Consider the following 21994-nt stretch of genomic DNA (forward strand, 5'->3'; position numbering starts at 1 on the left):
CTAATCACACTCTTTCGTAAGGCTCGAAAAATTTCTTGTATTGATCCAGCGCGTACCTGTCTGTCATACCGGCCATATAATCGCGGATAACCTGATATTTGCCTATCTTTTCGATCTTCTCCTGCGCTTGCGGCGGGAGCTGCTGCGGATTGTCATTGTATGCATGGAACAGGGCCTTAAGGAAACGGGAGGCTTTGTTGGACATCCGTACCACCCTGTAATTCCTGTAGAGCTTGTTGAGTAGGACCTCGCGGAAAGGGGCCCTGTTAACCGACACCTCAGGAGAAAAATCAACAATTTTCTTTTTCTGACCGTCGATGTCTTCCACGCTTTTTATCCCGAGAGATCGAATCCTCTCCATTGTACTTTTGACCGCATCGGAAACCTGCAGGTTTATCAGGTGTCTTACTATCTGCGATCTTTCAGTCTGTTCATCAAGGCCTTTTCCGTATTTTCTGACCGAGGAAACAGCCTCTTCCCAAAGAGCCAATCCAGCCATATCCTCTTCGCTCAGAAGACCGCTCTTGAGGCCGTCATCAAGATCGTGGTTGTCGTACGCTATTTCATCAGCTATGTCGACCACCTGTATCTCAAGGAGCCATGGACCTTCGATGTTGACCTGGCCGGATCTATAAGTGTCATAAGGAGTGGAATGTCGCATAATGCCCCTGCGGACTTCCTGGGTCAGATTCAATCCCGGAAATTCCGGATATCTCTTCTCCAGCTCATCCACCACGCGCAAACCGTGCGTATTGTGATCGAAACCCCCGTGTTCCTTGAGAATCTCGTTAAGGGTATCTTCACCCGCATGTCCGAAAGGTGTGTGCCCCAGATCATGCGCCAGGGCAATGGCCTCAACAAGATCTTCGTTCAGGCGCAAGCTTCGCGCGAACGTCCTTGCGATCTGAGCTACTTCCAGAGTATGCGTAAGACGTGTCCTGTAATAATCTCCCTCGTGGTTAACGAAAACCTGTGTCTTGTATTCGAGCCTGCGGAACGCGGTCGAGTAAATGATCCTGTCCTTGTCCCTCTGGTAGACCGTGCGGTAGGGGTGTTCTTTCTCTTTATATTGGCGGCCCCCGGATGCGGAACTTTTCATCGCGTAGGAAGCGAGCCAATCGTGCTCTTTTTCTTCTATTTTTTCTCGGGTCAGAATAGTATCAGTCATACAGCCAGTTTTTTTGAGACAGTAACTGTTATTTATTTTACAAAGTATAATATCACAAAGCCGAGTAAACCTACAATAAAAATAAGTCCGGTGTCCGGGTTCACCCTGCTTGTGGTCTCTTTGCGGATATACAGGCCGGCTGCGGTAATACCGCAGAGTAAGACCGCGAAAATGGTGGCAAGGACCTGTCCCCCTGTGAGCATACCAAGTATAGGCCTTTCGGTCAAAAGGTCAAGGAGCGGTATAATGCAAAGATCGAAAAGGTTGCTGCCGAGTATATTGCCCACGGCCATGTCTATGGATGAAGCCCTTAATGCGGTAAAAGATACGATTATTTCAGGCAGCGAAGTAGCCAGCCCGAGCAGCAGCGTGCCGGTAAAGGTCTGGGACAGCCCCGTTTCCACCACTATCTTCTCCCCCGACTTTGCCATCCAGACACCCAGCACCATTACCGTAAGAAGGAAAAATATGAATTTGCCCCATATCTGCCAGAAGGATTCCCTGACCTCCGGAAAGATATGATGTTCCGGGGGCCTGCCGCTTCGCCTTATCACCCCGAGCGCGATAAGATATATCGCCACAACAAATAGGTTCTCCAGGCCGAACCTGCCGATCGAGGGAAAATCTACACCCGCAAACCGGATCAGCGCGACCAGCATGATAATAAGTCCCGCCACGAATACAAAGACCCCGGTCATCTTATTCACTCGGGAGACGCAAAGAAGTATCCTGCCTTTTCCGATGGCGAAATCAAGCGCCAGGAGTATCATCAGGTTAACCATTACCGAACCGATAATGTCACCGTATCCTAGTCCTATCCGCCCCAGGGTGAATATCGCGGCGGCGGAAGTGACTATCTCGGGAAAGGATGTCGCGATGGCAAGAAAGAGCATGCCGATAAGTCCTTTTTCGATATTGGTCTTTTCCGAAAGGACAACGCCTTCTTTACAGAGGTTATAGGCAAAGAAGGTCAGGATCGAGCCGCAGAATATAAATTCAAGCCAAACCATGGGAACAAGTAATTCAACCGTCTATCTTGATTATCTCAGAACGGATATCATCCCCTTCTATTTCTATTATGCCTATCGAACGATAAGGGGAAAAGACCGTATCTGTAGGGCTTCCGGGATTAAACAGAAGAACTCCGCCCTTTCTCTCGTTGCGCGGATTATGGGAATGTCCGAATATGATTATATCGGCCTTCTTGCCGAAAGCCTCCCTGACTATCTGCCACACCTTCATAGCCGGACCGCGGCCGTGCATGACACCGATCTTCTTTCCGGCAAACTCGAAAAATAATTTTTCGGGAAGTTTCTCCCGCACCTCATGCCCGTCCATGTTGCCTCTGACGGCCTTTGTCTCGGCAATTTTCTCAAGTTCGGTCAATACTGACAGGCTGACAAGGTCACCCGCATGGATTATCAGGTCGCATCCCTTGAAATTCTCATAAACCTGTGGGGGAAGTTTTTTGGCGGAAACGGGAATATGTGTGTCGGCTATAACGCCAATTTTCATAATACCAGCTCAAATTTGCCGTACAAACGCAGTATCTTATTAAGCTGCTGAATATCCCATACCCAGATATTCTGTTCTTTCGCCAGCAGGAACGCGTTCTGTTCAATACCCTTCAGGGATATGAATATCTTCCGTATTACCTTGGATCTTTCACCCTTGAAACGGACGTCGTTCAAGTTATAAATATCGTACTCTTCGGTGATGTCGCCCGTTTTGACATGGCATACCCATTTTTTTGTTTTGACGGTACCGCTTATCTGAAAAACATTTTCTCCGAAAGACTGAACCTCCACTTTTTCGAATTTCGGAAGGACCCTGTCTTTTATGCTGACTTTCGCCTTTTCACCGGAGAAACTCGAGAACAGTTCGGATATAACATCAACTATGCTCTTGGAGCTGAACCTGCAATAACGGCTGTAGTCCTCCTCGAACATACGCTTGAATTCCAGGTATTTTATATCCAAATCATCAACTACCGTGCGGGTTTTCATGCTGTAAACGCATCTTAACCAGTACTCGAAGAGCTTGTCATCGATCTTATAGAAGATACCGCTATTGTATACCAGGTCCATGTCCTGCAGTTTCTGGAGTTTCCTGCCCAGATCCTTGTCCGTCCTGCCCAGGTCATCCTGGATAGCCTTGGTGGTACTGTTACCCCTTGCAAGCGCGATAAGAAGCGGTATGAACTTCCTTCGGGATTTTTTCTCAAGGAAGAAATTCACGCTGTTGGAGAAATACTGGTTCAGTATTCCGCTGGATTCATACAGAAGTTCCGCAAAAGTGTCCAAAAGATGCTCCTTGGCGTCGGCATTCTCCTTATTCCGCTTCATTACCTCGGAAAACTTATTGGCCAGTGTTTCAAGATAGAAAGGACTGCCCTGTGATATCTGGATAAGATAGTTGCGGATATTCTCATAAGAAGCCTTGTCAACATCCTCAATCTTGTCGGAGATAAAGGACCGCGCCGTCTGATTATCGAAACCATTGACCTCAAGTATTTCGAAGTTGCCGAAAAGAAGGGATAGTTTATCGGAAAGTATCTCTTTAAGAAGACTCTTCTGGGAGCTGGAGACTATATACATGGTATTTTTCTGGACCATGATGAATTTCCCGAAAGTCTGGAAGGGCCTTCTTAAGGAAAAATTCGAAAGGTTATGGAATTCATCCAGAATGACCAGACAGCTCTTGCCGGTCTCCTCCTTGAAAACCGAGGTCAGGGCAAGCACCCTTTCATAAGCCATGTTCGTTTTGCGCTGTTTGAGGGCCTTCATAACCTGCTCGGCAGACCCGACGGTCCTGGGGATCAGGCGGCGGCATGACTTCTTGAGTTTCTTGAAATCCTCATTGGGCCTTTCACCGATCGATTTAAGGTATTGGTAAAACAAAGATCCCATGAAACGCATGCAGAAATTATTGAAATCCTCCTCCCCCATCTCGATGTAAAGAGGGATTATCTCTGAATCCTCGACGTTCATGAGAAAATGCCGGAGTACTGAGGATTTTCCCGCGAGCATGGGGCCGGTAAGAGCCAAGTTCTGGCGGTAACCGCCTTTAAGAGCCGTGACTCGCTTGTGAAGCGTTGCCAGAACTTCTTCTCTTCCAAAAAATTTCTTGCCGAAGACAGGCTCAATAAACATAACTAAAAAATGAGGATGAATTGAACAGGCCAAGAGCAGGCATTGAATTCGAATGTCTACCCGTCCCGCTTATAAAATATAATAAAAAAAATATTGTCCCGCCAATCAAGGCGCGACAATTATTATAAATCTTTAGCGATGGTTGTCAACCGTTGAAAAATATTTTTAATTTCGTGACGTGATCAAAAAATGAAAAAAGTCCTTGACTAAGCCCCTTAAATTATCGCACGTTACAGTTGAGCCTGTAACCCCCATGAAACAAGGGCCGTGGAGAATATTTTTGCGGAACGAATGGAAAAGTAAGTTCTTAACCCTCTCCGCTTTCTTCGATAAACTCCGCCGGCACATGATCAACAAGAAACACGCTCCCGGCTTTGTAGAACTTTATGCCCTCTTCTGCGGCCCTGGCCGACAATATCCGGAGAACCACCGGTTCAGGATCATGCCTGTTCCCGACCGCATAGGCGTCACTGGATGAAAGGCTGAGATGCACGTATTTGCGTCCCATCGGATGAAGGCCAGAGGCTAGTATCTTGTTCGCGTTCTGCCTGGAAGTTCCATGAAAAAGAGCTTCGGGGGGGTCTGTCTGTTCACCAGTCGGCAGAACATCATATGAGTGGCCGTATCTGGCACGGATCCTTCTTTCTTTGATCTCGAAACGGCCTTTGGGATCGCTTTCAACAAGTTCGAGGAGCTCCTCGCCGGTAAAACCCTTATGCCTTTTTTTCAACAAGTTCAGGATTTCCGTAAGGCTCACGAAACCGTTTTTGCCCGGCTGGAGATGATACTTACCGGGATCATGCCTGAGAACATACGAGAGGAATTTACTGATCCTTATCTTTTTATCCTGGAAATTCCTCATCATTCACCGGATTTATCATGGCCGAGCGGGGAACTGCGCCTTTTTAACAGGTCTGATCAGTTTGAAGGTGCGCGCAGAAACACGCCTGAAAAATTCGTCATGCCCGCCGGGGTTACCCTTCCTGTGCTTGTATAGATACGCATAATATGTGCCGTCACCGAAACCGGGACAGGCTTTCCTGAAATCATCCTCCGTGAAGGGTTCCTTCAGTCTTCCCTGTTCTACCGCTTCGACGATAGCTTTATATACTTTTTTCCCGGCCACGTACGCCCCCCGAGGGTTCAAACCCCGTTATTCTCGTTCAATTGATGAAGATACATCCCGACAAGCCTTGAAATAAGCAGTGCCGTGAATAAAACACCTGTTACCGCTTCCAGTATCGCCAGGGACTGGGCGCGTATGTTAACAGGTGTTATGTCCCCGTACCCAAGAGTGGTGAGAGTGCCGAAACTGTAATAATTGAACATGGACCAGCTCCTCTGGTAAGTGTGCAGCAATTGATCGCTTATCTTGAATGAACCCGGCTTAGTTCTTTCCACTATAGTGTACAGAAGGCTCCATCCGAAACCCAACATGAGGTAAACGCATGCTGCTCCCGCAAGGATATCTGCCGTTACTTTCCTGGCTTTCATCAGATGGAGAAGCACGCAGAAGATCGTATAGAAAACGAACAATATTATGAGCGAATAAGTAGCAATATCGAACCAGCCCCTGAGAACCGTGCCTTCGGGGATCATCTGATCCACCCAGAGAACTAATACAGAAGGTACCGCCAGGAAAATGGATATTGTCAATCGCCTTCTGTCGCCTCCGCTGGCCACGTAAACACCGGCGACAAGGACTATGGTGAAAAATAAAGCAAGTAGCTTGCCTGACCATACCCCTATTTCGAAAAGAGGATATGCAAAAAGGATGAAAAGAAGGCTAACGAGAAGATAGAAAAAAGCGCCTTTTCTGCCCATATATTCTCCTCCCCGCCGCTAATGAACGACTCGATCACTAACCCTTGATATGCCAGTGAATGAACCTTCCGATCAGATACAGAACGTACAAGAACACGAATATAAAAGAAATGGCTATTTCACCGGAAACGTCTTCCGTCGGCGTCAATTCTATTCCCGAAAACTTGAATACCGCACTTCTCAAAAAAAGAAACGCATAAAGCACGGCAACAAAACAAACCAGTACAATGATCTCCCTGAAAATAAATCTGATAACATCCCTTAACATCGATCAGCTTTCTCGGAACCTTCTACCATGGATACACATTCTTTCTGATCCACTGAAAGAGCTTATTCCCCTGGCAGAGCAGATAAAGGACCAGGAACCCAATAGATACATAAAGCTGAAGTGTTCTGGCATGTTCCCTGGTAAGTTCTATTCCGGTAATCTTGAAAAGAACGACCCCGAACAGGATGGTAACGTACAGAAAAACCACGAACATGGTCAAAAAGGCAAGCTCCTTGATAACTATTGGGATTATCTCCCTGAAATCTTTCATGCAACAGCCCCGCTTTCACATCCCATAAAATTAATTATAATGTTATTCAACCCCGTTGCAAGCTACTCAAGCTCGAGCACGACTTTGCCTTTATCACTCGATAAAGTCACACTATATTGGGTTATCTCGGTGATCTTCGCTCCCCCGACCGTATCGCCCACACCGGCTATCTCATTGTTAATGATAGCTTTAGCATTATCCTGTGAAAATATTATACCGGAGAGCCTGTATCCACCGTTAGAGCTGGGGGCCTTGTCTTTTGTAGATGATTTATAACGTGACCTGATCGCTCTCATCTTCGTAAGCATAGAATCCGGCGGAAGGTATCCGCGTATTCTTTCGATGGGAATACCTCTGCCGTTAAGAAAAAGCGTGGTCGGATAGGCTTTAATATTGTATTTCCTTACAAGGCCCCTATGCCTGCTGCCGTCCACCTTGACGCAAATAAAATTATCTGCCTCCTTTTGAACAGCTCCATTGGAATAAGTATCCCTGTCCATCTTCTTACACCACCCGCACCAATCGGTATAAAAATCAACAAGAACGGGCTTACCGCTCGCGCTCGCTTTTTTGATCGCTCTATCCAGATCTCTGTGCCACTGCAGAGCCTCTGCGGTCGAGGCGAGAATCATAATCACTAGAATAGATAACAAAAAGGTCCTAAATAAGTTCTTATTCATATAAATGAATATACCTGATGTGGGCATGTGTGACAAATCCCAAAGCAAAAGTGCTGGATAAATAAAAAACCGGGGATCTTGATAATTTGATCCCCGGTTTTCGGACAATCAGTCTTGAGAGTGATTTACTGTTTTCGACCTGTTACGGTCTTGCCTGTATTTACAGTAGCGTCGTGTATCGTCTTTCCGCCTTTATTTACCGGATCAGTAACTATTTTTTCCGGTTTGTCCTTACCGGTAATAGCGTTCCAAAACGCAACGATCGGGCTTACGGCCGTTTCAGCAGTGCCTTGAGTGGCTTTACCCACTGTGTTTACGCTGCCTGTTACTACGTTGCCAGTATACTCTACCGGATCATCCGCCTTATCCTGAGCCATCACCGGCAATGAATATGCGCACAGAACAGCCACTACTAAACAAAAGATCAAACCTCTTTTCATGGTACTCTCCTTCCTGTTTTCCGGTCAGGTTCATTCGACTTTCTGACCGGTTACGGTCTTTCCCGTATCTCGAGTAGCATCATACACTGTTTCACCGCCTTTTTCAACAGGAGAAGTTATTATTTTATCCGGGGTCTCCTTTCCCTGCATGCTTTTACCCATCGCTTCCACAGGAGAAGCAACTGTTTTAGCGGTCCCTTCGGCAGCTTTGCCTACGGTTTTCACAGAACCTGAGATTACATTTGTAACCGGGTTATCCGCTTCTTCGGCTATCACCGCAAAATTCAATACACAACTGAAGCTGATAATGATGGAGATAACTATAATAGTCTTCATTTTTCCCCTCCTATTGTTAAATATTCCCAAAAATCCCCTTACAATATCAAGTATACCCGCAAAATCCGCTCAAGTTTCCTACTTTTTGCAATATTTACTTGCCGGAGAAATCACAATAGTCATAGAAAAAAAGCCCCTTGAAGTGTCTCCAAGGGGCTTATATCTGGAGCGAGTGAGGGGAATCGAACCCCCGTAGCCAGCTTGGGAAGCTGGTGTACTGCCATTGTACTACACTCGCTAAAACCTGGTCAATTTTTCAAAGTGTCTTATCCTGCGCTGCACGTCAGCGGGCTTGGTCTTCAAAAGACCGTCAGCGGAAAATCTTTCAACCGCGAAAGATGCCATTATACTACCATATACAAGTGCCCTTCTCAAGACCTTATCGGTGATTCTGGAATGCTTGGATATATAACCCAGCATCCCACCTGCAAAGGTATCGCCTGCGCCTGTCGGGTCCTTGATCGTCTCCAGAAGATATGCGGGGACCATAAAGCGAAGCCCCTCTGAAAAGAAAAGCGCCCCGTGTTCACCTTTTTTGATAACGATCATCTTCGTGCCTTTGGAGGCTATGAACCTGGCAGCTTCAATCAGATTGGTCTCACCTGAGATCTGACGCGCTTCAGCATCGTTCAAAAGGAAAAGGTCCACTTTTCCGAGCAGTTTCAGCAAAGACTTTCTGCTGTTCTCGATCCAGAGATTCATAGTATCACACGCCACCAAACCCGTGGGATTTATCTGGTGAAAGATGTAGCTCTGCAATTCAGGATCGATATTCGCAAGTAAAAGATTGCACTTTGAGCTGACATTCTTGGGTATCACCGGCCTGAAATCATCAAAAACGCCAAGCCGCGTATCGAGCGTCTCGGCATAGTTCATGTCATAACGGTATTTCGCCTTCCACCTGAAGGTCTTCCCCCTTTTTTTCTCCAATCCGGTTATGTCGATATTCCTCTTCTTGAAAAGCCTGATATATTTCTGCGGAAAATCCGAGCCCACAACGCTTATAAGGTTGACAGGGGTGTAAAAAGAAGCACTTATGGAAGCGTATGTGGCAGACCCTCCCAGTATCTCTTCCTTTTTACCGAAAGGGGTTTCAATGCTGTCCAATGCGGTCGATCCGATAACTGTAAGTTTCATTTTACTTCTTTTTCTGTTTCAGGCTTTTTTCCATGATCTTTATTGAACAATAATCCTCGCACATGCTGCAGACGTCCTTTTCCTTAGGTTTGTCCGCTTTACGTCTGATCTGGGGATCAACAGGATCAAGCGAAAGAGCGAACTGTTTTTTCCAGTCACGTTCTGAGCGCGCCTGGGATATTTGCCTGTCCCGTGCGTACGCGGAGGGTATGCCCTTTACTATGTCAGCGGCATGCGCCGCTATTTTTGAAGCGATAACTCCCTGACGCACGTCCTCCTCCATGGGTAGTCTCACATGCTCGGCCGGGGTCACATAACACAGAAAATCAGCTCCGTGCCAGGCCGCGATCGCTCCGCCTATGGCGCCGACTATATGGTCATACCCGGGAGCTGAATCGGTCACCAGCGGTCCCAGCACGTAAAACGGTGCGCCATGGCAAACGGTCTTCTGGAGCTTGACGTTCGCTTCTATCTGATCCATCGGCACATGCCCCGGCCCTTCTATCATGACCTGCACCCCCGCGCCAAAAGCCTCCTGCTGCTGCTCACCCAGCACAAAAAGCTCTCCTATCTGGAAACGGTCCGTAGCGTCGCAGATGGTCCCGGGCCTTAGGCTGTCGCCCAAACTTAAGGTTATATTGTGTTTTTTCGCTATCTTCAGAACTTCGTCAAATCTCGACAGAAACGGGTTCTCTCTCTGGTTCTTCAGCATCCATGAAGCCAGAAGAGCCCCGCCGCGGCTTACAATATTCATGACGCGTGGCTTCTTTTCCATGAGGCGGGTAGCTTCTAGAGTAATGCCCGAATGTATCGTGAAAAAATCCACCCCTTCTTCGGCCTGCCGGATGAGAACATCGATAAATTCCTGTTCATCCGCAGCAGCCATATCTCCCCGTGAAGAGGCGACCTCGTAAACGGGTACGGTACCCACCGGAACGGGACACTCATCAAGTATTTTCCTGCGCAATTTACCTAGCAGGGGCCCCGTGGAGAGGTCCATCACGGCGTCGGCTCCTGTCTCTACCGCGACCTTCATTTTTTTCATCTCTTTACCGATGTCAGAGTGACCGGGAGAGAGGCCGAGATTGGCATTTACCTTGGTTTTCATTCCCCTGCCGATAGCACAAGGTTTGCCAATCCTCCGCTTCTTGTTCGATGGGACCACTACCAGGCCCTTCTCAAGGCCTTCCACTATTTCGAAAAGGCTGGCGTCTTCACCACCGGCCGCTTTTTTTATGAGGGGTTCTTTCACTTTGATCATGATCACAAATCGATTCCTTCCAGGTCCTTTACCGCTGATTTTTCTATTCCGTAAAGCTTGAACCGCAGCTTCTTGTATTTCTGGGAAAGTTCACCGTCAAAAAGCTTAAGAACTTCCTCAAGAACCCGCAGGGATTCCTTCCCCCTCTGGGTGTTTGCCAGAAAAAGGTCAACAAGGCTTTCCCTGTTCTTCTCCGAAGCATTGGATTTAATGCCTACGTCATTGAGATTTCGGGCATCCACCAGTTCTTCAAGGTGCTCTTTACGCAAGTCCCTTATTGAATCGAATACCTCATGCCTCAGGTCCTTGAGCCGGGCGGTGAGTTTCTGGTTATCGGAGGCGAACCGTATAATATCTTCACAGACGCGTATGCCCTCCATCACCCTGTTCAAATTAGCATCGATAATCCTGTATACTCCCTTATCCATCCTGCAGTTCTTTCATCCTTTCGATGATATTCGTTGTGGAAAACCCTTCAAGGTATGGTATGACCTTTACCGAGCCCCCGTTCTTTTTTACGTAACCGGCTCCCACTATGTCCTCCTCTTTCCAGTCACCACCCTTTATGAGGACATGGGGATTTACCAACTTTATAAGCTCTTCCGGAGTATCCTCCTCGAACATGACAACATAGTCCACGCACTCAAGTGCCGCAAGGACCTCCATCCGTACCCACTCAGTGTTAACGGGCCTGGAGGATCCTTTTATGCGCTTGACGGACGCATCGCTGTTTACGCCCACAACCAGATTGTCGCAGAGCGACTTGGCCTCGGAGAGATATCTTACATGACCCAGATGGATTATATCAAAGCAGCCATTGGTGAATCCGATTTTCCTGCAGGAAGACCTTTGGTGTTCTATTACGGATATAAGTTCATCCCATGTCTTGATCTTAGAATTATCCACCATATCGTAAATATTAGGGTCAGGCGAAAGCGTCTTCGACAAGTTTACAGATGATATGAATGACAGTCACGTGGATCTCCTGGATCCGGGCAGTATTGTCGGAGGAAGCTATTATCGCAATATCCCCTAACGGTGCGAGCTTGCCTCCGTCCTTTCCCGCAAGCACGATGACCGGCAATTCCTTGGATTTAGAGGTTTTAACCCCTTCCAGCACGTTAAGAGAGTTGCCGCTGGTCGAAATGGCAACTACAACATCTTCATCTGAAGCAAGAGCCTCGACCTGTCGGCTGAACGCCCTGTTAAAATCGTAATCGTTGGAAACTGCTGTCAATATTGAGGTATCAGTGGTGAGAGCCACAGCCGGAATGGCTTTTCTTTCTTTCTCGAACCTCACCACAAGCTCAGCGGCAAGATGCTGGCTGTCAGCAGCACTGCCCCCATTACCGAAAACAAGGACTTTTCCGCCTTTTTTGATGCTTTCTGTGATGATATTGGCCGCCGAGACCACCGCCTGGAGGTTCTTCTCCCCGGAGATGAATCTCTGTTTGCTCTGAATACTGTCATTGAATATCTCTCTTGCAGTCTCTATCATGGTCCTCCGCGTCTATTCTCTGAAGGGTATGTGGGCTTCTTCCTGCGCATCGGAAGGCGCTACATCTTCCGGATAACCGGATTTTGTCATCACTTTCTTGATATGCATCTTAACATTTACCTTCTCTTCTATGCCGAGCATACCCTGCACCTTGTCACGCACCTCCATCTGTATCGCCTCGGTCACCTGGGGTATGTTCGACCCCGCCGAAAGAGTTACATCGGTTATTATCTCAATACCTTTCTTGCTTATATCTACCTTTGAGCGCACATCCTTTATCCCGGGAATGCTTTTGGCCACCTTATGAATGTATTCTTCAATGGCGTTCAGAGAAACCGTGACCTCGCCGTCAGGGTTCTGGAACGAAAGCACGCGGCTTCTTTTCATTGATTTCGACTGGCGATATGGCGCCACAAGACCTATAAGCAAAAAAAGCGCGCCCACCGCAGCTACCGAAGCCCGGACAGTAATGTCATCGTTGACCGCGGCCACCATATCGGACCATTGCTCTGGGGTCACTATGTTCAGGGAGACCGTTATCAATACCGCCCCGACGCAAAACATCATCACCATGAATACCAGCATTCCGATCCTTCTGAAAAAATTCATGGACCCTCCTTCTCCGCGCCTGGCACGGATCACTATTGCGGTTTATACAGCTACTTCTCTTCCTTTGGAAAATATTTTTCCACGAAATGCGTGGAAACATCGCCGTTCTGGAAATCAGAATCAGTCATTACCTTTTTGTGGAAACCAACAGTTGTCTTTATCGGCTCTATCAGGAACTCATCCAGAGCACGATGCATCGTCGTTATGGCCTGATCCCGGTCTCTGCCGTAAGTTATGAGCTTGGCTATCATCGAATCATAAAATGGGGGTATCTCATAGCCGGCATAAACATGCGTATCCACGCGAACACCAAGTCCCCCGGGAATATGCAGAGCGGCAAGTTTTCCGGGTGAAGGACGAAAATCGTGATCGGGGTCTTCCGCGTTGATGCGGCATTCTATCGCATGTCCGGTAATCCTGACGTCTTCCTGTTTTAACGAAAGCTTCTGACCGGCAGCTACCTTTATCTGTTCCTTGATAAGATCCACACCGGTGACCATTTCAGTGACAGGGTGTTCAACCTGTATCCTGGTATTCATCTCCATGAAATAGAAGTCATCCCCGTCCACAAGGAATTCTATAGTACCCGCACCACGGTAATTAACCGCCTTTGCTCCATTGACCGCCGCCTCGCCCATTTTTTTACGCATGTCCTCGTTCAGCACTGGTGAAGGCGCTTCCTCTATCAGTTTCTGGTGCCTTCGCTGGATAGTACAGTCCCTTTCACCGAGATGGATCACATTGCCTTTTTCATCGGCGAGTATTTGGAATTCTATATGGCGCGGGGCCTCTATGTACTTCTCCATGTATACCGCGGGATTGCCGAACGCCGCCTCTGCTTCGCTCTGAGCGGTGAGAAACGCGCTGACGAGCCTTACATCGTTATGGCAGACCCTCATTCCCTTGCCGCCACCTCCCGCGGATGCCTTTATGATAACGGGGTAACCTATGCGTTTGGCTTCTTTAAGAGCGTCCTCCTTTGTCTTCAGAACACCCTCGGAACCGGGTATCACCGGTATACCGGCCTTTTTCATTGTTTCCTTGGCGGTCATCTTATCCCCCATAAGACGCATATTCTCAGGGGTGGGCCCGATGAACTTGATCTGGCAGGATTCGCATATTTCGGCAAAATGCGCGTCCTCGGCGAGAAACCCGTATCCCGGGTGCACGGCCTCTACGTCAGTTACCTCGGCGGCACTGATGATCGAGGGTATGTTCAAATAGCTAGATGACGGCATCGCCTTGCCGATGCACACCGCTTCGTCAGCCAGGCGAGCATGTAGCGAAGATGCATCCGCGGTCGAGTAGACGGCAACGGTCTTTATCCCCATCTCCTTACAGGCACGTATTATCCTCAGAGCTATTTCCCCTCTATTGGCTATCAGAATTCTTGTAAACATATCCCGCTTTCGTTTTTTTGCAATTATTCAATAATAAAAAGAGGTTGCCCGAACTCAACCGGTTCGGCGTTCTCCACGCAGATCTCGATCACTTTGCCCCCGAATTCGGCTTTGACCTCGTTCATCAGCTTCATGGCTTCCACTATGCAAAGCACATCCCCTTTCTGGATAGTGTCACCTACTTTCACATAGGCATCAGCATCAGGGGAAGGAGACTTGTAAAACGTGCCTACCATCGGAGATGTGACCTCCTTACCGGTCTTCTGGGGCGGGGCGGTTTTTTCAGCGACACCCCCTTCGGCCGCGGGTACAGCGGCAGAAGGCGCCTGCGGCGCCGCGACAGGCGAAACCGTTTTTTCGATAACGCCTTCTCCTTTTTTGGTGAGTTTTACTTTTGTCCCCTCCTGTTCGATCTCGATCTGGGTGAGATCATTATCATTCATCAGCTCCACAAGTTCCTTGATCTTCTTGATATTCATATCCTCTCCCGTTTTGCGCGATAAAACTAAGCTCTTTCTATGTACTCCCCAGTACGCGTGTCCACCTTGATGTTTTGTCCTTTCTCGACGAACAAAGGTACTTTTACCACTTTTCCCGTCTCAAGTGTTGCTGGCTTTGTCGCACCGCTTACCGTATCCCCCTTAAATCCCGGATCTGTCTCAGTGACCTTAAGGATCACCGTCAGAGGAGGATCGATGCTCATTATCCTGCCTTCATGTATCTTGGCCGTTATGGTCATGTTCTCCTTCAAATAATCGGCCTTTTCTCCGAGAAGTTCCTCAGAGACGTGAACCTGCTCGAAGGTCTCCTCATCCATAAAACAGTACCCTATATCATCTTTGTATAAGTACTGCATATTCTTCTGCTCAATAAAAGCCTCTTCGAAAGAATCATCCGGCCTGAGAGTCTCCTGGAAAATCGCCCCCGTATCGATGTTCTTGAATTTAGCACGGACGAAAGCCGGGCCTTTCCCGGGTTTGATATGCTGGTACTCGACCACCTCGTGAAGCGCACCCTTGAAGGTTATGATCTTTCCCGGCCTGAGATTGACTGCTTTTATCATTTTGTTAACACCTCGCATCCTTTGGAAGTGACCAGGACCATGTCCTCATGCCTTACGCCGCCCAGGCCAGGCATGTACAGTCCCGGCTCAACAGTGATTACCATCCCTTTCCTGAACCGTTCCGTGTTATCAGCACGCAATAAAGGTCTTTCATGCACGTTCAAACCTATCCCATGTCCCAGACCGTGAAGGACGAATTCACCCGCGTTATTATTAATAAAAAAATCATTAACTGCCCTGACCACCGAACAAATAGCAACTCCTGGTTTTATCGCCTTTATGGCCTTATCCTGGGCCTGAAGGACCAGTTTCCCGAAATCCGCAATTTTTCGGTTTATTCTACCTTTGGAGTATGTTCTTGTCAAGTCAGAACAATAGCCATCCAAGAGGATACCTAAATCCACCAGGAGGTGCTGCCCGCTTTTGAAACGTTTACCGCCCGCTATCGCATGAGGATAAGCGGTATTCGTACCGGTAGCAACTATTGTGGGGAATGAATTTTCAAAACCCAACGCTCTAACAAGGACATCCACCATATCCCTGATATCTTTTTCGCTCATGCCGGGCTCTATGTTCTTTTTGACCTCTTTCCATATCTTTACGGTCTTACCGGCGGCCTTTCTGATTGTCTTTATCTCATCTCCGATCTTTATCTGGCGTAACGACTCCATAAGTAACGGTAAATGCACCAGCCGGCACCTGATGCCCGAAAGAAGGCGCCTGTATTCAAAGGCGGAGATGGATCTTTCGTTAAGACCTATTTTCCTGATCTTGTTCGCCTTGATATAATGCTTCAGACTATCCATCACCCGTCCCTGAATAATTTCACCGACGCCACTTTTGCTGAGCTTCGTGGAACATAGGTTGTAGTTCATGGTATCTATGAAATATACAGGCTTTTTCCCGGCCGGAACGAGCAATTTAGCCCCGGCAGAATAAAATCCGGTCAGATATTGTATATCCTTTTCATCGACAAGTAGGAACGCATCAAGCCCGGTGTTCCCGACCTTCCTTTTCAGTCTACGGATGAATCCATTCCTTTGATCACGTATCCTACGCATTGATTATCCCTATCAGGGCCTTCAGTCCCAGAAAATAACTATCTTTACCGAATCCGGTTATCTGCCCGTTCACTACCGGCGCAATAAGAGATTTATGGCGGAACTCCTCCCTTGCATAAATGTTAGAAAGGTGGACTTCAACGGCCGGTATGTTCTTAGCGCTGATAGCGTCACATATGGCCACACTTGTATGCGTGTACGCGGCCGGGTTGATCATAATACCTTTCGCGTCGGTCGAACCGATCTTATCCACCAGATCTCCCTCGTGATTGGATTGGAAGAACTCGATCTCAAAACCGTCTTCAGCGGCCATTTTGGTGATATCTTCGTTTATCTTCTCCAAAGTTTCGTTACCGTAAATGTCTGTCTCGCGTTTGCCCAATAGATCAAGATTGGGACCATGCACCACCAATATCTTTTTCATATCCTCCCCCTATATGTTCGCTTCCCTCTCTTCGACCTCTTTTTCGATATTAATGATATCCTTGACTTTCCCGGTCCTCAGGCCGGAAAGACCCCACCATAAATAAATGGCGCCGCCGATAAGACTGATGAAGAAAAGCCCGAACAACAGCATCAGGCTTACCGCGAACGCGGTTTCCTTGCCTGTCAACCCGGCGAAAAGAGCCACGAAAGCCCCTTCTCTCACTCCCAGCCCGCCAAGGGACGGGATCATGCTGACAAAGGTAACCACAGGCATGATAAGGAAAATATTGCCCAGGTTCACTTCATGCCCCAGTGACCTGAAAAAGAGGTACACTGCGGTAAAATACAACGACTGCCCCAGTATGGAAACAGCGAAAGACTTCAGAACCACATCCAGTCTGTTCCTGTAATCATGCACTATGTTATACAAAGCTCCGAGTTTCTCTCCCAGATCCATGACTTTGAGCCTCTTGAGCGACCGTCCTATGAATCTGGCCACTCTCCTGTTGGTCGCAACCACGAACCCCACGATTCCCAGAAATATAAGGATAAAGACCAGCGTCCGCACAGCGTCTAGATGGAACCTGCCCCTGTCTACCGCAAGAGCTGCAGCCGCCACTAGCAAAAACGTATACAGCCCTATGAACCTGTCCATGAACACGCTCGCATATGCCTTGATCCGTTCATCGCTGCCATGCGCGGCATAATAAGCCTTGACGATATCCCCGCCTACTGCCGTCGGCATGAAATTGTTGAAAAAATAACCCACTGTGGTCAGCTGAAAGGCCTCTCTCATATTGATCTTGAGATCCTCCCCGAGGAAGATTATCTTGAAGCGATACGCCAGCATAGCTACATTGACAAGGATAAGAGCCAGCCCCGCCAGGATAAAGCCCATGTCCCCGGCGATCACGGTCTGCCACATATCCAGGATGTCATCCCGCATGATCCAGAAAAGAAGGGCCAGTAGCCCGAAACTTATCAGAATGCGTATCAAATTACTTATCTTTGATTTCATATGCTTGTTACCAGTGAAAGAAGAGTTTTCTTTTCAGTTTAGGCATAACTCTTTCTGCGGCTTCCTCTCCCTGTTTGATTATCTCAGCGGTCTTTTCAAAATCGAACTGTTCAATATCTTTAAGCTCGGGCTTGATGACGATATTGGCGGCACTCGACTGATAATTATTCAGTTCCTCTCCCATTATCTGGACCATCTGAACCGTTACCTGCATCAGGCTGTTTATTTTCTGGTTCTTAACGGCGAATCCGGGATTCACCGCTATAAGGAAATTCGCCCCCATATTACGAGCGGCCTTGGTGGGGATACTGTTCCGGACACCTCCGTCAGCTAATAGGCGGCCCTCGATCTTTACAGAAGAGAAGATCGCCGGCCAGGAACAACTTGCGCGTATAAGCTTTATCAGGTTCCCCGAGGTATGGGTAAGTTCCTCTCCGGTCTCTATATCCGTCGTGGTCAGGGCAAAAGGATATTTCATGTCCTCAAAACCCCTATTGCCTATAACGCTTCTGATTATCTCTTCCAGGCGATCCCCCTTTATCAATCCGGTGGGATGCATGCCTATATCGACAAGTTTGACAAGAGAGAATTTAAGTGATTTCTCCTCCATCTCCTTCGGGGTTACCCCCAGAGCATAGGCCGCGCCTATCAGACTGCCTATACTCGTTCCCACTATTATATCGAACGGCATTTTATCCCGTCCGAAATATTTTTCCATGACCTTGAGCACGCCTATATTGCAGAGCCCCCTTGCACTGCCCCCGCCGAGCACCATCGCCACTTTTGGATTTCTGAATATACCCATTTATCACCCCTAGAATATTATGATGCCCGCGTAGCCGACCACCTGCTCGGTATCTCCTGTTACCTCACCGCTGTCGGTGTAACGTATCAGCTCACTTTCTCCAGCATCCATGTCCTTTGAATACATCAACATCATCGCCACCGGTACATATCCGCACATGGATATATTCCTTGCTTCTACCATTTCAATAAGCCCCTCGGGGTCCAGATCAAGTATCTTCTGTATCGCCAACTTGTCTTTCTCGCTTGCCGATCTCCTTGATTCGTAATGGGTCATGTCGCTGCTGGCGATGACGGTAACATCCCTCTGGAGGTCTTTGACCGAGGTTGAAAGCGCCCCGGAAACCTCGCAAAGCTGTTCTATGCCCGCCCTCTGCACGGTCAAAGGCAGTATCTTCGCTTTAGGAGCAACGGTCTGGATGAAAGGGATCTGCACCTCGACGGAATGCTCATATACGTGTGCTTCCGGATCATCTTCGACCAGATCGGTATTCTTCCTTACCAGGTCCACCAGTTCAGCGTCAACTTCAACTTCTCCAATGGGAGTATTCCAACTCTCCGAAGAAACAGCGAAACGGCTGCCGTAACCGGTGTGATTGGGGCTTATGACCACATAGGTTTCGCTGGAGGTAAGACGCGAATAAACCTCACCGGCCACTCTGCCCGAATACATGTAGCCGGCATGGGGCACCATGGCACCCACGACATCCTTCTTATTCACCGAGCCAGATATGAGTTTCTGCATCTGCTCAACAAGCGCCTGCCGGTTGCCCGGATAGAACTGTCCCGCTACAGCTGGTTGTCTTACCATGGCATACCCCCTAAACAGAAAAGATAAAAGATCTCTGAGTATATAACGTAATATTATAAGCGAAAGTTTCTGGTGGGTAAAGGAAAAGAAAAGAATAAAGTCTTTTTAGAGTTCCGAATGAACGATCACCTGAACATATCTATCCAGATCCAGCACTTTTTCCGCGACACGGGAGATATCGTGCCTCTTGACCGCTCTGATCATTTCCGGATATTCAAGATAATTCTCCGCTCCCAGACCATAAAGCTTATCTAAAGTTACGACCATGGAAACGGCGGAATTGGCTTCTAATGACTGCGCGTGTTGGGAGATGAGCCGATTCTTGGCCGCTTCGATCTCCTCCTCGCTTATCTGACCATTAAGGACCGTCTCAATAACCTCCGCCACGGCTTTCTTCGCTTCGTCTATCCTCGGCTCGACGGTAGCCGCGTAAATAACAAAATAACCCCTGTCGACCTGCGGGACCGAAACGGCCCCTGAAGTGTAACTAAGGCCCTCTTGTTCACGCACGGCATGGAACAAAAGCCCGTCAGTACCCGACATCAGAGCGCTTATAACTTCCAGTACATATCTATCCTCGTCGGTGATCTTAACCGACTGGAACCCCATGAGCAAAAGGGCCTGTTCCTTGTACATGTAAATATCCTCTTTTATTGTATCCTCCAGGGAACTTACTGAGACAGACTCCACCGTTTCGGTCGTGCCCTGCCACCTGGTGAACCTTCTCTTAAGAAGGTTTTCCGTATAGCCAACATCCACATCCCCCACAACGGTCAATACGGCTCCGGAAGGACCCATATGATGTTCATAAAACTCGATAATATCCTGCCTGGTTATTTTACTCACTGTCTGCACCTCCCCAAGCACTCTCATGCCGTAGGGGTGTGAACCGTAAAGAGCACCCTTCAGATAAAGCATGCCTTTCTCGAAGATATCCGCATCCTGTTCGCGTATAGCCGCGATAATTTTCTTTTTCTGCTTCTCGAGCTCATCTTCCGGGAATGAAGCGTTCTTGATAACATCCTCGAACAAGGTAAGCCCTTCATCTAAATCTTCCGGCATAAGGGTCATTGAAAGTCCTATGCTGTTCTTGCCGCTGAAAGCGCTGATCGTACCTCCCATTTGCTCTATAACGGGTATGATCTGGCTCTCGTCTCTCCTGCGGGTCCCCTTCAGCATGGATAAAGCGGTAAGGTTCGATATACCGTTATTTTCTTTGTTCTCTGCCCTGAGCCCGCCAGCGGTCGCAAGAGTTACCGACACCAGAGGCACCCTGTTCCTTTTTTTGATTACAACATTTAGCCCGTTATCCAGCTTGAACGATCTTTCCCCGCCGATGAAGGCCTGTTCCTCGACAACGCTTTCCGGGGCTCTCTTTTTCTGGAATCCCTCGGGCAGAACTTCAACGGTAGTGGAATTATCCTTTTTCAGGTATTTTTCAGCTATCTCTTTTATCTGGCGCGGTGTCACTTTCTGGACCTGATCAACGTACCTCTTGAAAAAGCCGGGATCACCAGTAAGAAGCTGGGAACTTGTCATGGATGAATTAACACTTTCTATCCTTTCCTGTGAACGCAGATAATCTGAAACTACCATGGTCTTGGCCCGCTCCACCTCTTCCTCCCGGATCCTGCTGTCTTTAAATTGCCTGATAATATTGAATATCTCTTCCCGGGCATTTTCCAGATCTTCAGGTTCTCCGGCAGCCCGTATGATGAAAAGACCCGGATATCTGGGTGTATAATTCACGCTGGTAATTGTGTAGAGCATCTGCTTATCCTTGACCAGATGCCTGTATAGCCACGAATCGTTCCCCCCTCCAAGCATTATGGCCAGCACATCAGCCGCATAGAGGTCAGGAGAATATACGCTGGTCGTGTGGAATCCCATGGCAAGATAGCCTAATCCCACTTCCGCGGAAGCTGCAGCACGTCTGGGCGCTAACTGTCTGGGTTCTTTCTGGATCGTGGTATTCCACGGAAGCCCCCTTTTATATTCACCAAGTTTTGTCTTCGCGATCAAAAGAGCCCTTCTGGGATCAATACCGCCTGTTACACCGAGAACCATCCTGTCCGGAGTATAAGCTGCCCCATGATACTGCATGATGTCTTCGCGGGTAAGTTTTTTAAAGGTCTCCTCATAACCTATCACGGGGAATTTATATATGTTCGCGCGGTAAGCCTGGGAAAAAAGCAGCTTCATCCTGACCCTGGCCGGGTCATCCTGGTTAAGCTTGAACTCCTTGAGTATGACCTGTCTCTCCTTTTCCATTTCTTCTTCTGAGAAGACCGGCTGCATCACCATATCAACCAGAAGGTTTAGGGCTTTTTCATAATTCTCATTCGGAACGGTTATATGGTATTCAGCCGAGTCCAGGCCGGTGGAGCCGTTAATGAACCCACCCATGACCTTTATCTCTTTGCGGATCTGTTCAGAATCGAGGTTTTCCGTTCCCTTGAACAGAAGATGTTCAAGAAAGTGGGATATCCCCGTTCCCGCGAACCTGCCTTCGTTGGAAAGGCCGGAAAGCACTCTCAGCTGTATGGTGACCAGAGGTGAGTCCGGAACATGGTTGAAAACGACCGTGGCGCCGTTATCAAGAACTGTTTTCTCGATACGATCCGGCTTAAGGTCCTCCGCGGCGGATAAAGGAGAAACCAACAACGAAATGACCATTATGAAAGCTATAAAATATCTGATGATGAACCTCCCGGGGTTATCTTTCCTGTTGTATTATACACCCGCATCAGGCAGTTAGCAACAGATC

At 48.1% G+C, this 21994-nt stretch carries 26 protein-coding genes and 1 tRNA gene; all 27 read right to left on the minus strand.

Annotated features, from left to right (window positions below):
• Positions 1 to 4 precede the first annotated feature (4 nt).
• Complete coding sequence (locus GF409_01900) at positions 5 to 1168, minus strand: deoxyguanosinetriphosphate triphosphohydrolase (GenBank protein MBD3425968.1); 1164 nt, start codon at positions 1166 to 1168, stop codon at positions 5 to 7.
• A gap of 32 nt (positions 1169 to 1200) precedes the next feature.
• A complete protein-coding gene (locus GF409_01905; GenBank protein ID MBD3425969.1) occupies positions 1201 to 2178 on the minus strand; it encodes a hypothetical protein in 978 nt (325 codons plus the stop codon).
• Positions 2179 to 2191: 13 nt separating this feature from the next.
• The gene (locus GF409_01910) at positions 2192 to 2683 is read right to left on the minus strand and encodes a YfcE family phosphodiesterase (GenBank protein MBD3425970.1); all 492 of its coding nucleotides are present in this window, start codon (positions 2681 to 2683) and stop codon (positions 2192 to 2194) included.
• Positions 2680 to 4320, minus strand: coding sequence for a hypothetical protein (locus GF409_01915; protein MBD3425971.1), 1641 nt, complete (start codon positions 4318 to 4320; stop codon positions 2680 to 2682). Before GF409_01915 ends, GF409_01910 begins: the two co-directional genes overlap by 4 nt.
• 307 nt (positions 4321 to 4627) lie before the next feature.
• Positions 4628 to 5185, minus strand: coding sequence for an RNA 2'-phosphotransferase (locus GF409_01920; protein ID MBD3425972.1), 558 nt, complete (start codon positions 5183 to 5185; stop codon positions 4628 to 4630).
• Between the two features lie 12 nt (positions 5186 to 5197).
• Positions 5198 to 5446, minus strand: coding sequence for a hypothetical protein (locus GF409_01925; GenBank protein ID MBD3425973.1), 249 nt, complete (start codon positions 5444 to 5446; stop codon positions 5198 to 5200).
• Positions 5447 to 5463: 17 nt separating this feature from the next.
• Positions 5464 to 6144, minus strand: a complete 681-nt coding sequence (locus GF409_01930; GenBank protein MBD3425974.1) for a hypothetical protein — start codon at positions 6142 to 6144, stop codon at positions 5464 to 5466.
• Positions 6145 to 6434: 290 nt separating this feature from the next.
• Positions 6435 to 6683 carry a hypothetical protein gene (locus GF409_01935; protein MBD3425975.1) on the minus strand — a complete coding sequence of 83 codons (249 nt, stop codon included), beginning with the start codon at positions 6681 to 6683 and terminating at the stop codon, positions 6435 to 6437.
• 62 nt (positions 6684 to 6745) lie between these two features.
• A complete protein-coding gene (locus tag GF409_01940) occupies positions 6746 to 7390 on the minus strand; it encodes a thioredoxin fold domain-containing protein (GenBank protein MBD3425976.1) in 645 nt (214 codons plus the stop codon).
• A 98-nt stretch (positions 7391 to 7488) separates the two neighbouring features.
• Positions 7489 to 7803: a hypothetical protein gene (locus GF409_01945; protein ID MBD3425977.1), complete on the minus strand. Its 315-nt coding sequence runs from the start codon at positions 7801 to 7803 to the stop codon at positions 7489 to 7491.
• A 30-nt stretch (positions 7804 to 7833) separates the two neighbouring features.
• Positions 7834 to 8139: a hypothetical protein gene (locus GF409_01950; GenBank protein ID MBD3425978.1), complete on the minus strand. Its 306-nt coding sequence runs from the start codon at positions 8137 to 8139 to the stop codon at positions 7834 to 7836.
• Between the two features lie 164 nt (positions 8140 to 8303).
• Positions 8304 to 8377: transfer RNA gene (locus GF409_01955), tRNA-Gly, on the minus strand.
• A complete protein-coding gene (locus GF409_01960; GenBank protein ID MBD3425979.1) occupies positions 8377 to 9276 on the minus strand; it encodes a sugar kinase in 900 nt (299 codons plus the stop codon). The genes GF409_01955 and GF409_01960 overlap by 1 nt, the downstream gene beginning before the upstream one ends.
• 1 nt (position 9277) lies before the next feature.
• A complete protein-coding gene (gene thiC, locus GF409_01965) occupies positions 9278 to 10537 on the minus strand; it encodes a phosphomethylpyrimidine synthase ThiC (protein MBD3425980.1) in 1260 nt (419 codons plus the stop codon).
• A gap of 2 nt (positions 10538 to 10539) precedes the next feature.
• Complete coding sequence (locus GF409_01970; GenBank protein MBD3425981.1) at positions 10540 to 10965, minus strand: thiamine-phosphate pyrophosphorylase; 426 nt, start codon at positions 10963 to 10965, stop codon at positions 10540 to 10542.
• On the minus strand, positions 10958 to 11446 hold the full coding sequence (rfaE2, locus tag GF409_01975; protein ID MBD3425982.1) for a D-glycero-beta-D-manno-heptose 1-phosphate adenylyltransferase: 489 nt from the start codon (positions 11444 to 11446) through the stop codon (positions 10958 to 10960). The genes GF409_01970 and rfaE2 overlap by 8 nt, the downstream gene beginning before the upstream one ends.
• A 16-nt stretch (positions 11447 to 11462) precedes the next feature.
• Positions 11463 to 12035 (minus strand): SIS domain-containing protein, encoded by a 573-nt coding sequence (locus tag GF409_01980; GenBank protein ID MBD3425983.1) that lies wholly within the window; start codon positions 12033 to 12035, stop codon positions 11463 to 11465.
• 12 nt (positions 12036 to 12047) lie between these two features.
• Positions 12048 to 12644, minus strand: a complete 597-nt coding sequence (gene amaP, locus GF409_01985; GenBank protein MBD3425984.1) for an alkaline shock response membrane anchor protein AmaP — start codon at positions 12642 to 12644, stop codon at positions 12048 to 12050.
• 50 nt (positions 12645 to 12694) lie between these two features.
• Positions 12695 to 14044: an acetyl-CoA carboxylase biotin carboxylase subunit gene (gene accC / locus GF409_01990; GenBank protein ID MBD3425985.1), complete on the minus strand. Its 1350-nt coding sequence runs from the start codon at positions 14042 to 14044 to the stop codon at positions 12695 to 12697.
• Positions 14045 to 14067: 23 nt separating this feature from the next.
• On the minus strand, positions 14068 to 14523 hold the full coding sequence (gene accB, locus GF409_01995; protein ID MBD3425986.1) for an acetyl-CoA carboxylase biotin carboxyl carrier protein: 456 nt from the start codon (positions 14521 to 14523) through the stop codon (positions 14068 to 14070).
• A 26-nt stretch (positions 14524 to 14549) separates the two neighbouring features.
• Positions 14550 to 15107, minus strand: coding sequence for an elongation factor P (efp, locus tag GF409_02000; protein MBD3425987.1), 558 nt, complete (start codon positions 15105 to 15107; stop codon positions 14550 to 14552).
• A complete protein-coding gene (locus GF409_02005) occupies positions 15104 to 16168 on the minus strand; it encodes a M24 family metallopeptidase (GenBank protein MBD3425988.1) in 1065 nt (354 codons plus the stop codon). Before GF409_02005 ends, efp begins: the two co-directional genes overlap by 4 nt.
• Complete coding sequence (gene aroQ / locus GF409_02010; protein MBD3425989.1) at positions 16161 to 16592, minus strand: type II 3-dehydroquinate dehydratase; 432 nt, start codon at positions 16590 to 16592, stop codon at positions 16161 to 16163. Before aroQ ends, GF409_02005 begins: the two co-directional genes overlap by 8 nt.
• A 9-nt stretch (positions 16593 to 16601) precedes the next feature.
• Positions 16602 to 17612, minus strand: coding sequence for a flippase-like domain-containing protein (locus tag GF409_02015; protein MBD3425990.1), 1011 nt, complete (start codon positions 17610 to 17612; stop codon positions 16602 to 16604).
• Between the two features lie 7 nt (positions 17613 to 17619).
• Positions 17620 to 18417: a hypothetical protein gene (locus GF409_02020; protein MBD3425991.1), complete on the minus strand. Its 798-nt coding sequence runs from the start codon at positions 18415 to 18417 to the stop codon at positions 17620 to 17622.
• Positions 18418 to 18426: 9 nt separating this feature from the next.
• Entirely contained in the window at positions 18427 to 19227 is an 801-nt protein-coding gene (amrB, locus tag GF409_02025; protein MBD3425992.1) for an AmmeMemoRadiSam system protein B, read from the minus strand.
• A 105-nt stretch (positions 19228 to 19332) separates the two neighbouring features.
• Entirely contained in the window at positions 19333 to 21903 is a 2571-nt protein-coding gene (locus GF409_02030; GenBank protein ID MBD3425993.1) for a hypothetical protein, read from the minus strand.
• Between the last annotated feature and the right edge of the window lie 91 nt (positions 21904 to 21994).

Source organism: Candidatus Omnitrophota bacterium (assembly GCA_014728045.1).
In the GTDB taxonomy this organism is placed as follows: Bacteria; Omnitrophota; Gorgyraeia; order Tantalellales; family Tantalellaceae; genus WJMH01.